Annotated in this window: 11 protein-coding genes; 2 read left to right on the top strand and 9 right to left on the bottom strand. The window is 51.6% G+C overall.

The features are described from left to right. Nucleotides 1-41 precede the first annotated feature (41 nt). From ACWGXE_RS09520 to gmd, 6 genes are all read right to left on the bottom strand, one after another. On the bottom strand, nt 42-821 hold the full coding sequence (locus ACWGXE_RS09520) for a class I SAM-dependent methyltransferase (RefSeq protein WP_447603197.1): 780 nt from the start codon (nt 819-821) through the stop codon (nt 42-44). Between the two features lie 25 nt (nt 822-846). Beyond that, on the bottom strand, nt 847-2,382 hold the full coding sequence (locus ACWGXE_RS09515; protein ID WP_447603196.1) for a flippase: 1,536 nt from the start codon (nt 2,380-2,382) through the stop codon (nt 847-849). A 31-nt stretch (nt 2,383-2,413) separates the two neighbouring features. Beyond that, complete coding sequence (locus ACWGXE_RS09510; protein ID WP_447603194.1) at nt 2,414-3,763, bottom strand: O-antigen ligase family protein; 1,350 nt, start codon at nt 3,761-3,763, stop codon at nt 2,414-2,416. A gap of 74 nt (nt 3,764-3,837) precedes the next feature. After that, on the bottom strand, nt 3,838-4,941 hold the full coding sequence (locus ACWGXE_RS09505; protein WP_447603192.1) for a glycoside hydrolase family 10 protein: 1,104 nt from the start codon (nt 4,939-4,941) through the stop codon (nt 3,838-3,840). A gap of 10 nt (nt 4,942-4,951) precedes the next feature. Then, nucleotides 4,952-6,109, bottom strand: coding sequence for a glycosyltransferase family 4 protein (locus ACWGXE_RS09500; protein ID WP_447603190.1), 1,158 nt, complete (start codon nt 6,107-6,109; stop codon nt 4,952-4,954). A gap of 8 nt (nt 6,110-6,117) precedes the next feature. Continuing rightward, nucleotides 6,118-7,125: a GDP-mannose 4,6-dehydratase gene (gmd, locus tag ACWGXE_RS09495; protein WP_447603188.1), complete on the bottom strand. Its 1,008-nt coding sequence runs from the start codon at nt 7,123-7,125 to the stop codon at nt 6,118-6,120. 1,004 nt (nt 7,126-8,129) lie between these two features. Between gmd and ACWGXE_RS09490 the strand changes: the two genes are divergently transcribed. Next, on the top strand, nt 8,130-8,564 hold the full coding sequence (locus tag ACWGXE_RS09490) for a type II toxin-antitoxin system VapC family toxin (RefSeq protein WP_447603187.1): 435 nt from the start codon (nt 8,130-8,132) through the stop codon (nt 8,562-8,564). 410 nt (nt 8,565-8,974) lie between these two features. Here the strand turns inward: ACWGXE_RS09490 and ACWGXE_RS09485 are convergent, their stop codons facing one another. The 3 genes from ACWGXE_RS09485 to ACWGXE_RS09475 form a co-directional block, all read right to left on the bottom strand. Then, nucleotides 8,975-9,499 (bottom strand): GNAT family N-acetyltransferase, encoded by a 525-nt coding sequence (locus ACWGXE_RS09485; protein ID WP_447603185.1) that lies wholly within the window; start codon nt 9,497-9,499, stop codon nt 8,975-8,977. Further along, entirely contained in the window at nt 9,496-9,786 is a 291-nt protein-coding gene (locus ACWGXE_RS09480) for a type II toxin-antitoxin system TacA family antitoxin (RefSeq protein WP_447603184.1), read from the bottom strand. Before ACWGXE_RS09480 ends, ACWGXE_RS09485 begins: the two co-directional genes overlap by 4 nt. Nucleotides 9,787-9,974: 188 nt before the next feature. Beyond that, nucleotides 9,975-10,028 (bottom strand): hypothetical protein, encoded by a 54-nt coding sequence (locus tag ACWGXE_RS09475; protein ID WP_447603921.1) that lies wholly within the window; start codon nt 10,026-10,028, stop codon nt 9,975-9,977. Nucleotides 10,029-10,419: 391 nt separating this feature from the next. Between ACWGXE_RS09475 and ACWGXE_RS09470 the strand changes: the two genes are divergently transcribed. Then, nucleotides 10,420-12,291 (top strand): heparinase II/III family protein, encoded by a 1,872-nt coding sequence (locus ACWGXE_RS09470; RefSeq protein WP_447603183.1) that lies wholly within the window; start codon nt 10,420-10,422, stop codon nt 12,289-12,291. The last annotated feature ends 11 nt before the right edge of the window (nt 12,292-12,302 follow it).

Here is a 12,302-nt window from a genome sequence, read left to right as displayed (position 1 = left end):
CTGAGCAACATCGCGCAATTCCTTTTCGAGAAGTCGGAAGACTAATGATCAGCTGTTTGCTTTCGGCACAGCGCGGCGTAATGAGCGTAATAGATTTTAGACCACAGCGGGTTCAATAAAGGAAGGATACAGCGTGATACCATCCTCATCCTCATCTGCCTCATCAATCCCCAACCATTTCTTTTGCAAACAAACCTGATGGTATCCAAATTCAGAACAGGTACATACCTTCTGGTGTTTAGGATAACGAAACCAGTTGAAACTAAGAGCCTCCGAAAGGACTCCGCTGTGAAGAACTGAACATGCCCAGCTGTATTGCGTGTTCGATCCGAGAACATCGCTTTCACTTTTCCGGCCAATAAATCCTCCAAAGGGACCTCAGCGATAAGGTATAAGAATTGTAAGTTACGGACCGAAGCGAGGAATTTCGTTGGAGCCTCCAGATGTTCAATTACATGACTCAGAATCAGCACATCGCATTTCAGTGAGAGAGGCCGCATGGCAGTGATATCAGCGACAATGCAGTTGATACCAGAAGTAACTCCTCTAAGATGTCCAATGGCTTCATGGGAATAATCCACAGCGGTATACTGCTCAGCAAGCCCTCTCCGTTGACATTCCATAATTACGGCGCCAGTTCCACACCCCAGTTCTAGTATCGTTCTCGGGCTAATATGATTGTGCTTTAGGAGCCGTTCGATTGAATCGACCTTTTCTCGTGCGCATCGGCGCAACCATTCTGCCTGGTCGGCGAGGTCATTTTTATAGAGCGTCTGATAATGCTCCTTACCAGTAACCTCCGGATTCTTTCTCAGCAACATACTCAGTCGCTCCTAGTGAACAGGTTTAGGCCTCGGCTCTTTGCATGGAGGGCCGTTTAATCTTGCTTATAATAGATTTAACCGCTGATCTATCGACCTCCTCGAACCCGAAAAATGATAAGCAACCGAGATAGATGATGCCTCCAATTATTGCCATAATTGGATAATATGAAGCACTGATCCAGGTCTTCATAAATGACAACACTCCAGCGGTCATTAGCCCTGCATACACAACTTTCAGAAGACTACTCGAATATGGCTGAATTCTGTGGAGGCGCCACACTTGGATGACACGGACTAGGCTCATAAGCAATAAGTTGGTAGAAGCAGCTATGGACGCCCCGAGGATTCCCCATCGAGGGATCACCAAACCCGCTGCCGCGAGCATCACAATTCCCATAGAAATGCTATTCCACATAACCCGCCCAGAATAGCCGGTCATGAGCAAAATATTGTTTGCCGAGCCTGTTGAAGTGGCAATTACTTGACCTGTGGCTAGAACAATGAACACCAAGGCACCTGTTGAGAATCTGCTTCCGAACAAGGAAAGCAACTCACCTGAGAAAGTAACGAAAACAATATATATGGGGACTGTTAAAAGGAGGGTCAATCGTGAGGCAGTTTGATATGCCTCTTGGAGCCTGACCAAATCACCCTGCACCCAGACATTACTTAGAATGGGCGCAAGAGTTGGCTCAATGGCTGCTAAAATGAGCGCAAGAATCGCGGCCGTCTGCAAGGCGACCAGATAGATCCCGACATCTTCGGGAGTGACAAAATATCCCAACATCAATAAATCCGAGCGCGGCGCGACGACTCCAACTAGATTTGAGATTGTCAGCGGCAGACAGAAAGCCAAAAGCATATGGAGGCCATCGAACCTCCATAAAAGTATGTCTTTTATCCGAATTCCAGCGACCTTAACGATACCGCGTCCGGCGATAAGACAACTGCCAAATAGCGTGATAATGATTGCTAACAAGACACCGAATAATCCAAAACCGGTATACAGGAAGAATGCTGCCAGAACAAACTTACCCATCGGTTCCCAGAGATATCTGATCAGTATGGTATACCGAATTGTCTTGAAGGCTTGGAGACTAGCAATGAGAATCGCGACTAGCACATTTAGTGGAATAGCCATAGAAAAATAGAACAGAACAGCCGCCAACTCAGGTTTGCGATAGAGCGAGACCGCGATTGGAGTGGCGAGTACTGCCAATATGAGGCCGATAAGAGCGCCACAGATGGTAACTATCAGCACCGCCTGAATGAAGATTTCGCGCGCCTTAGAAACATCGCCTAGACCGAGATAATGCGAAACAAATCGGATCACTCCGGTATCTATTCCCGACATGGCCACTAACCAGCAGGCATTAAAGATGGTTAGCCCTAACGCATAGAGTCCAAACTCATGCGCACCGAGAAAGCGTGCCAGGAAAATACTCAGCGCATAATTAAGTCCATTGCCAAAGAATGAAGAAAAGAGCACAGCCGTTCCACTGATCGCAATGGTTTGTCCATCACATTGACGATCATGATCTGCGGAAGGAGATACCATAGAAGGCGTTCGAACCGAAGATGTCATTACATTACAAATTCCCTTGGAACTTGAGCATCCCTGCTCCTAAATTAACGGACCCTTGAAGCTGCATAGGACTGTTTTGAGGGATCCGCATAGTTGCCGCCCGTTGTACCTTAAGCATATTGTGGAGAGCGATCATCAAGACAACTGTTCCGATCATATGCCACGAGTAATAGGCGGTACCGGCAGTTGTCATATTAGAAACCATCAACACAGCACCAATCAGAAGAGCATCAAGCGATACGAGTTGGTCAGACATATCTCCCTTTAAAGCACCAAACCATATGTTAACCAGACGCCAAGCAGTAAGAAGCATTAGTACAACCATCGGTGTAAGCCCTAGAATTCCCGTCGTAACTGCCAATTCAATAAATAAATTATGAAAATGCCCAATCCTGCCGATCCAGGCTGGATAGGTACCGTAGCCAGACCCAAGGATTGGGGATTCTTCAAATGCTTGCATAGCGGATGTCCAAATGGAAACTCGTCCGTCTAGAGATTTAAGATTTTCCTCATTTTGGCCGCGAGTAAAGGTGTCTACTATGGAATCCGTGAAATCTTGACTCAAAACGAGAAGGCCCATAATAAGGACCAAACAAAGGGCTATTGAAATAGCAGTTATCCATCGTCGACTTGGCAATCGAACAAAATGAACCATTGAGACTGCTATTCCTAATGTAAGGACTACAAATCCTGTCCTTGAGCGAGCCGCGTAACACAGCATCAAAAACGGACCTAATAGAATGAGGTAGCGACTTTTCATAAAGAATATAAATCGTACGGCCATTGCCAGGGTCAATAATGCTGCCGTGCCCCCGATAGAATTGGCTCCCATTAAAAAGGTCGACGTTACATCCAACCGGTGAACTCCTCTGCCCTCTATCATCCATGCATGTCCTGGGTCACGAATTATAGTTAGGGTAACGCCCATTAGCATGATCAAACTCATGGTATAGAACCCATTAAATAGCTTACGAGAAGCATTATCTGCTTCAGCGTAATTCAGCGCGATTCCTCCCCACAAGAGAACACCGATCGTTTCGAAACTTCTCCAAAGTGAGTACATTGGTGAGATGGAACTTACGAATGCAGATAGAATGGCAATTGCCGAAAATAAAGCCAGAGGCAACAGCGTTGTCGAAGATAAATTTCGAATCGCACCTGGACGACGGGCAATGTGATAGAGACAGTAGAACCATAAACAATAAGTTCCGAGCATCTGTGGATCGGTGAAAGAGGACTGGAAAGTAATAGAGCCTGTGTTTCTGACTTGAGGAAAAAAACAACGTCCCAAGAGCGGTAGGAAGACCACCAAATCAATTAATCTGCACTCAAAGGGAAATTGCTTGTATGCCATCTACTAAATAGAATCTTGAACTGTCGCTATCGGAAGACAACTATGTCTATTTCATTTCACATTTGGGGCAGGACTTATGGAGATGCTTCCTTCCGAAACGGGCCGTTCTTAAGCGCGTCTACTTGTTCATCCGTAAGATATTTATAAAAATACACAGCGATTCCAGTTGCGGGCCAGCGGTCGAGGACCATGGAAATTGTCTCTGCAAGCCATTTTCCATCCCGAGCAAACGGTTCTTGCCCTGGACTTAATTCCGCAGGATTGGACATATTTGAAATGAGAAAATTCTGCGCGTTCGGATTCTTTAATTCCCGTCTTGTTGCATCCATAGATTCAACATTGAGTCGTCGAAAATAGTCCATCCTTAGGAGAACATCCACCAGTCCGCTGTTCGCCCATGCGACGCTGTCCTGTCCTTGATTCAGCGGAGCATGCCCCACGAATACGTCAGCACTTATTAAGATCCCCGGCTTACTGCGTCTAATCCTTTCAGAGATTTCTGTTACCATGGCGGTAACGGCTGCTTTTTGATATTCCACCAGCGGTTGCACCATTCCGGGTACAATCTTAAAAAGCCGTGCATCCCTTTCTATATCCCTGCCATACTTTTCGCTGTATTCTTTCCGGCAGTTAACATTTGTACATAGATCTATTGCACGCACGTAGTCCAGATTAATTCCGTCTACATCGTAATTTGTGACGACTTCATCGATCAGGTTCGACATAAGCTCACGAAACTGTCGGTTATGAACGTCAAACGCCTTTGCGGGAGTTCCAGGCATAGCGAATTCAGGAAAGATATCTTCCTGACGCAATGTCAGCGTGAACCACGGGTGAACTTCGATTCCTAATTGATGAGCCTTTTGGATGCAATGTCGTAATGGATCAAAATGTTTTTCAGGTCCGTCCCCGAGTTTTGTATCCCACGAGGCATATTTTGAAGGCCATACAGTGCCACGTCCTTGCCAAACGGTTGGCATGTAAACGTTAAAACCCGCCTCCTTGATTCGTTCCAATCTACGATCAAGTTGTTGCCTATTTGTCCACAGCACGATATCTCCATCCAATATTGCGCGCTTACCGGAAAAGGGTGCTGGTTGCTGTAGCAGCTCTGCAGCAAATGACAAATCATATGCTAGGCTCCCGAGAACAATACTTAATGCAAGAATTCCTACCATGCCCACCCTCTTATGGTAACGGTATCGTGGAATCAGTATTGTGAAAGGCAATCATGCCATTGACAAATCGTTGGGCGGACAGGGCCAAGGACAAACGATCAGCATCTCTTTTTGCCGCCTTACGCATTGTTCGGAGACGAGGTTCTGAAGAGAGGATTTCGCGAATCGCATCTGCATAACGCGTTTCGCTCTTCGAAGTGATAACTCCATTCTTATTTGACAGATACTCAACCTCGAAGCTGTGAACGGAATGTTCTGTGGTTATCATCGGTAAGCCGTATGCAAAACCATGAACAATCACGAGCCCAACTAGGCCAGGAACCACCATCAAATCTGAGAGCAAGAAATAAACTGCAGTCTCCTTCGGATCTATAACTTCGCCCAAGAAGTGCACATCTCGGACGTCAAGTTGTGCGACAAGTCCCTCCAATTTGCCGCGTTCTTCTCCATCGCCAATTATTAGTAGCACCACAGCCGGGTGCGCTTTTTTTAAAATCGCAAATGCCCGAATGAGAAAATCAACTTTCTTTTCGGCATAAAGACGTCCCGAGAACAACAGTACCTGTTTTCCTTCCGTTCCAATTTTCTGTCTGACATGGGAAAGTTGGTCTTCGCTGATCTCTTTTGCTGCATTCCTCAAGCCTTCAACGTCAATCGTATTAAAGTAAGGAATGACGCGGTCTTTCGGGAAACCCCGCTGTCGCCAATATTCCGCTCCTTTCGCCGTATAGGTGATCAAGCCATCGGCCCGTCTGGTCATGAACTGTTTAATTACTTCTTTTATAGTGGTCGAAAGCGACGGATTCACCGATGCCTGATGATTATATCCGTGCCCCCACCAAATCCAGTTTTTACAGATGCGTTTTCGTCTTGCCCACAGGTAGGGAACTGTCAGACACTGTAGTTCTTGCGGAGCCACCACGATATCTGACCCAAGAATCGCTTTTTTTAATCCATAGATCCAATAAGAACTGGATTTGCTGTTGCCAAAACGGCGCACGGGCAAAACGCAGTATGGGAAATCCGGTGATGTCTGTGAGTTTGGTGGAGGAGCGGCGGTGTATACCTTGATGTCTAACCCTTGTGATTGTCCCTGAGCATACAATTCTTCAAAGAGCCTGACGCGGTAATGGGGAATTTCTCGCTGAATGATCGACACGGTTCGCATACAGGCAGCTAGCGTAAGCTCTTACTTCCTTCAAGAATGTCCCGTTCCGCCCGCAGATCCGCCTCGACCATCATGACGACCAACTCTTCGAACGAGATTTTTGGCTCCCAGCCTAAGGCCTGATTTGCTTTGGCGGCATCCCCGATCAAGAGATCGACTTCAGTCGGACGGTAATACCGTTGATCGATCTTGACGTACCGCTTCCAGTCCAACTCCAGATATCCGAACGCCCGATCGAGAAATTCACGGACCGTATGGGTTTCTCCGGTCGCCACCACATAATCATCCGGGTGATCGGCCTGGAGCATCATCCACATGGCTTGCACGTAATCGCCGGCGAACCCCCAGTCCCGCTTGGCATCGAGATTGCCGAGGAACAACTCTCGCTGCGTCCCTAGTTTAATTCTGGCTGCGGCTCTCGTAATCTTACGAGTCACGAACGTCTCGCCCCGTCTGGGCGATTCGTGGTTGAAGAGAATCCCGTTGCAGGCAAATAAATTGTAGGCTTCGCGGTAGTTCACCGTGATCCAGTAGGCGTACACCTTCGCGGCGCCATAGGGGCTTCTGGGATAGAACGGGGTGCTCTCGCGCTGGGGGGTCTCCTGCACCTTTCCAAACATCTCGCTGGATGATGCCTGATAGAACTTCGGCGTAAGGCCGGACTCCCTAATAGCTTCCAAAAGACGAACCGTTCCCAGCGCCGTCACTTCAGCCGTATATTCGGGAATATCGAAACTCACTCGGACATGGCTTTGCGCACCAAGATTGTAGATCTCATCCGGTTGGATTGTGCGGAGGAGTCGGTTCAGGGAGCTGGCGTCATTCAGATCGCCATAGTGGAGTTTGAGCCGTGCATGGGGAACGTGAGGATCTTGATAGATTCCGTCGATGCGCGCGGTATTCAGGGAACTGGAGCGGCGCACAATACCATGAACCTCATACCCTTTCGCGAGCAGAAGCTCCGCGAGATAGGATCCATCCTGACCGCTGATACCGGTGATGAGCGCTTTCTTCACTTTGTTTCCACTCCCTTGATATTTTTCTATACTGGGATCGCATTGCCCCGAACGCAGGTACGTAGCCGCTTCCGCGCCGATTCCTTTAACACAATTGGATTCGGTACCGTAAGGGCCAAACGTCACTACTGAAGAAACGTTCTTAGGGCTGTTTCAATTCGCTACAGCGGCCAGTGCCTGCTTGCGCGGTCCGAGTCCGCAGTGGAGTCTATTGTTCTAGTTCTTGGGGTGACGAGATAAATTGGGAAGCGCGGTCGGAGGGGAATGACTTTCGGTGAGTTATCGAACCGACGAGTATGCTCGGGCGTGCAGAATTTCGCGGTCGGCCATTGTGCGGGTGTCTTCGGGCTTGAGCGTCAACCTTAAATCGAAAAAATTAGGAGAGGAGAGGTCCGGCGGGCCAAGCGCGACCATTGCCGAGAGGAGCGGGGCGCCCACCGTGGGTTTGTGGGGCAGGAACGCCGGAACTGACCACGCCACTGTGGTCCATGACCACACGCACGGGAATTCCGGAAGGCTTCCGCCCCAGCAAGCCCCGGAAGGGTCGCTCCGGAGGTGGGGAAGCGCGGGTCCCGCCGGACCAATAATTTCGGTTTAGTATCAACACCGCGACTGTCCGTCCTTTGGCGGTTATGAATTCGACTGGATGTGCGCCGATATCTCCTTACGAACAAGGCGGTCCGTGTGGAAATGTCGGCTCCGAACAGCCCGACCGTACCTTTCGCTTGACATACACCCATCACATAAGATATGGGTAGCCATATGAAAACCACTGTAGAGATTTCAACTCCCCTGCTCAACGAGGCCAAACGCCTTGCGGCAAAAGAGCACACCACGGTGCGCGCGTTGATCGAGCAAGGACTCCGCCATGTCTTGACCGTTCGCAGACGCCACACGCCATTTCGGCTCCGAAAGGTCACCTTCAAAGGGCAAGGCTTACACCCTGATATCTCAGGTCAAGGATGGGACAGAGTGCGCGAACTTGCTTATGAAGGACATGGTGGATGATCGCCATCGACTCGAACCTCCTTGTCTATGCCCATCGAGAAGACTCGGAGTGGCATGAAGCCGCGTACCGAAAGATCACCGAGTTAGCTGAGGGACAGGCGACTTGGGCCATTCCGTGGCCATGCGTGCACGAATTTATCGCGATCGTGACCCATCCTAGGATCTATACCCCGTCTACGCCATTACCCATTGCTCTCGATCAGGTTGATGCTTGGCTTGCTTCACCACATGTCATTCTCTTAAGCCACACAGATCAATACTGGAGTGAATTGCGTGCCACTGTCAGCCTCAGTCGCGTGGTTGGCCCTCAAATACATGATGCCCACGTCGTGGCCCTCTGCCATCTCCATCAGGTCACCGAGTTGTGGAGCGCGGATCGGGACTTTAGCCGATTTCCCAACCTCAGAACTCGCAATCCCCTGATCGAATAAGCCGCAGTTTTGCTGAGAAACTGACGGGACGAACCTCTCTCAACGACCCCACCCACCTTTCTTCCAGCACAACCTTGTTAATTCAAGTTCAGTGAATGTGCCACGTTGACACATCTTCTCCTCTAGGTTAGACGATGCCATTTTCTACATTGATCCCAGGCTTGAGGATTGCGTGCGGTCAACGGCTTGCGCGATCGGCATCCGCATTGGCAGGTTATGGTTCGAGTTTTTTATGGTGAACGGATAAAACGAGAAGCGCGCTAGACCGGAATGACTTCGGGTGAGTTATTGAACAGCAGATGAGTATTCCCGGACGTGCAGAATTTCGCGGTCGGCCATTGTGCGGATGTCTTCAGGCTTAAGTATCAGCGCCGCGACCGTTCGTCCTTCGGCGGTTACGAATTCGACTCTTATTTTGCATCCTTGTGGCCCAGCATTGTTCTCGCTTCAGCGAGGGTGATCATCACGGTCAAAGGATCAACAGGCGAGGATATAAACCCGTGGCTCTCATAGAAGCGCCTTGCCGCTTCTGAGATCGCATGGACGAGGATGGCTCGGATACCGGCGATATCGGCCGCCTGCAGCGTGCGCAGAATCGCATCCCGCAACAAACCTGTTCCGATTCCTTCCCGCTGGAATTCTCTATCGACCGCCAACCGGCCCAGAACCATGACCGGCACCGGGTCGGGCATGTTGCGCCTCACCTTGCCTGGCGCTGCCGCACGCGTCACAGCGCCGCTCGCGAGGGTGTAATAGCCTACTACCCGCTCATTGAAGCATACGACATAGGTACGTGACGTACCGATCGCTTCATTTTGTAGAGCGCGCCGGCGGAGCCAGTCATCCAAGACCGCCTCCCCCGAATTGAAATCGGACAGGTCATGCTCCGTGGAAAGCTTCTTGGGCGGGCTTATCTCATGAGGGCGCCTGCTCATTCGTCCCAGGGTGACCTAGTCTGCAGGAGTCGCCGAAGTTTAGGATTGGTAGCCGGGGGCTTATCGAGCATGGCCGTAAAACGCTTGAAGGCCTCCGGCGGCAGGTCAAAATAGCGCCGATCGAGTAGCACTCTTTCGGCTTCCCGGCATACCGAATCGAGCATGAAATCCGACCGGCTTCGCCCGAGCGCTTCTGCCGCCCGGTCAATCAACACCTTCTGCTTTTGGCTGGCGCGTAGGTTGATGGTCTCTCCCCGCCCCGCGTCTTTTCTTTCCATACCGGCCATAGTCCGGATCTCCTTGTGTATACAAGCAGTATACATCGTTGTGCGCACGTCGTAAATACACACTTTACCGGCCATACCATAGCTTTGATCGCGTCCCACATGCGCTACCGCCTGACGTATGGATAAGGGTGTCCGCGTTCCATTTCGCTGTTCAAAGCAAGAGCCTCGGCGGAAGAGAGTGAACTATCTTACAACGGATATGCGGTAATAAATCGCGGAGCCTCTTCTCCCGCATCAATCATCCATACGGTTCGAACCTGCATTAGTCTGCCATAAGCCTTAGCTCGATTAGGAAGTTGCATCCAGGAAATCTCGTGTCCGCGCATGTAGCGCGAATATCAAGCACGAGTCGAGAATAGGAGAGAAAGCGGAAGGCACAAATGTGCCACATTTCCCATCGAGCGGCGCCATTTTCTACATTGACCTCCAGGCGTCAGGATTGTACTGTGCATCAACGGCTTGCGCGATCGGCATCCGTAGTGGAAAAGGCCATTGTTCAAGCTTCCGCATTGCCGTACAGTGAGCCTGTGCAAGTCAATGCAGGCAACCGGCATAGGCAAGAGCATCCTGCAGCACGGCAAGGCGACTCAGGCCTCTTCCGCGAAATTGATTTCGATCGTGTAGGACGTTTCGGTGCAACTCAAACTGTCATTCAATCCCGCTTTTCTGCCGCGCCATTTGGTGTGGCCGCTCAAGGCCCTCACGGCCAGCGGCCCGAGCGAACTCTGGCGGCAGACCAGAGAACAAGTGTTGTTTCAGGTGTTGCACGTGCAACACCGGCTGGGAAACGGTTCTCTGTCCCGATCGTTCAAGAGTGACGACATTCCCGCCTATTCATTCTGCGCCAGTCCCTATCCTGCCTTGCCGTTTTTGCCGTGGCGGTTCGAATTGGACGAGCCGCAGATCGACGGGCTGTTGAGCGGAATCCTGTCGGTGTTCGGACACCGGTGGCAATGGACACCCGACGGCTCCTGCTGGCATCTTGCGCCGGATACGGGAAAGCGATGGCCGCAGAGCTTCTTCGCGCATGTTCCGATCCACGAAGGCAATGCCTACGGCGACATCCGCGTGGCCTGGGAGCCCTCCCGGCTTCAACATCTCGTCACGCTCGCGTTGCTTGCCCAGAAAGCGGAACCGGCGGTTCGTGATCGGGCGGTCGCCCTCTGTGAAGCGCAACTCTGTTCCTGGGTCGAATCCAATCCCTTTCTGACCGGCATCCATTACATCTCGCTGATGGAATGCGCGCTGCGCTTGCTCGCCGTCTGCTACACGACGGATCTGATTCGCTCATGGATGCAGGCACCGGAACGGGTCTGGCCCGCCGTGCTGACGTTGGTGTTCAATCATGCGGAGTTGATCAGAAAACGCCTGTCGGTTCACGGCTCGACGCCCCATGAGACCTTGGCGGCGGCGGCGGCGCTCGTGCATGCCGGCGGCCTGTTTCCCGAAATGGATTCCGCCGAACGGTGGTCGGCGTTCGGCCTCTATCTGCTGGAACAAGAAACGCCGCGTCACATCAGCCATGACGGCGGGAGTATCGAACAGGGGTTCGGGTATTTGCAGTTCAGCACGGATCTCCACGGCTTGGTCGTCTCCCTGCTGGACCACCGGCAACAGGCGGTTCCGGAAAAGATCCGTCACGCGTTCAATAGAAGCCGGGCATTTTTGGGCGAGTTTCAGAATATGTCCGACGGAACGCTGCCTCGGATCGGCGACGGAGATGATGGAGTCGCCCTGTCGCCCGCTCTCTGTTTTCCGGGGATCGGCAAAAAACGCCCCGACGGCCTGACGACTTTTCATCTCTCCGGCTACTCCATTATCCGGGGGGCCTCTCTTCAGCGGGCGATCTTCGATCACGGCCCGCTGGGCATGGGGCCGTACTATGCGCATGGCCATGCCGACGCCCTCTCGATTGTGCTTCATATCGGATCGCATGAGGTGCTGATCGATCCCGGCACCTACACCTATACCGGGGACCGGCGGTGGCGAAACTATTTCCGGGGAACGAGAGCACATAACACGGTCATCGTCGACGGATTGGATCAGGCCATGCAGGAAGGACCCTTGTCGTGGTCCCAGCCCTACAACACGCATCTCGTCTATAGAGATGAAACGCCCGAGGGTAAGATCACGGTCATCGCGCGACACTACGGCTACAAAGACCGCCTCGGCGTGACGCATCTTCGCGGAGTGTCGTACGAACCACCCGGTTCATGGATCATTTGGGACTGGCTCACGGGGTCCGGCGTCCACCATCTGGAATTGAATTGGCATTTAGGATGCCGGCCGACTCCGGTTGACGGCGGTTATAAACTGGACGGGGTCGGCCTGCCGCTGTCTCTGACGGTCGAGGGCGGGACCTGCTCGCTTCACGAGGGAACGGAGGAACCGATCGCCGGTTGGTGTTCGCGGAGCTATGGACAGAAGGAACCGATTTCGACGCTGAGGGTCGAGCACAAGGGGCCGTTGCCGCACGAGTTCATGACCCGCCTACGCGTGGGATAGACGCCCCTGCT

This window comes from Nitrospira sp. Nam80 (assembly GCF_965152575.1).
This window is presented reverse-complemented; position numbering and strand designations above follow the sequence as displayed.

Excerpts from the sequence above, each read along its gene's own strand:
- ACWGXE_RS09520 (WP_447603197.1), bottom strand. The coding sequence starts at position 821 with ATGTTGCTGAGAAAGAATCCGGAGGTTACTGGTAAGGAGCATTATCAG.
- ACWGXE_RS09505 (WP_447603192.1), bottom strand. The coding sequence starts at position 4,941 with ATGGTAGGAATTCTTGCATTAAGTATTGTTCTCGGGAGCCTAGCATAT.
- ACWGXE_RS09500 (WP_447603190.1), bottom strand. The coding sequence starts at position 6,109 with ATGCGAACCGTGTCGATCATTCAGCGAGAAATTCCCCATTACCGCGTC.
- ACWGXE_RS09480 (WP_447603184.1), bottom strand. The coding sequence starts at position 9,786 with ATGGCCGGTATGGAAAGAAAAGACGCGGGGCGGGGAGAGACCATCAAC.
- ACWGXE_RS09490 (WP_447603187.1), top strand. The coding sequence starts at position 8,130 with ATGATCGCCATCGACTCGAACCTCCTTGTCTATGCCCATCGAGAAGAC.
- ACWGXE_RS09485 (WP_447603185.1), bottom strand. The coding sequence starts at position 9,499 with ATGAGCAGGCGCCCTCATGAGATAAGCCCGCCCAAGAAGCTTTCCACG.
- ACWGXE_RS09510 (WP_447603194.1), bottom strand. The coding sequence starts at position 3,763 with ATGGCATACAAGCAATTTCCCTTTGAGTGCAGATTAATTGATTTGGTG.
- ACWGXE_RS09515 (WP_447603196.1), bottom strand. The coding sequence starts at position 2,382 with ATGGTATCTCCTTCCGCAGATCATGATCGTCAATGTGATGGACAAACC.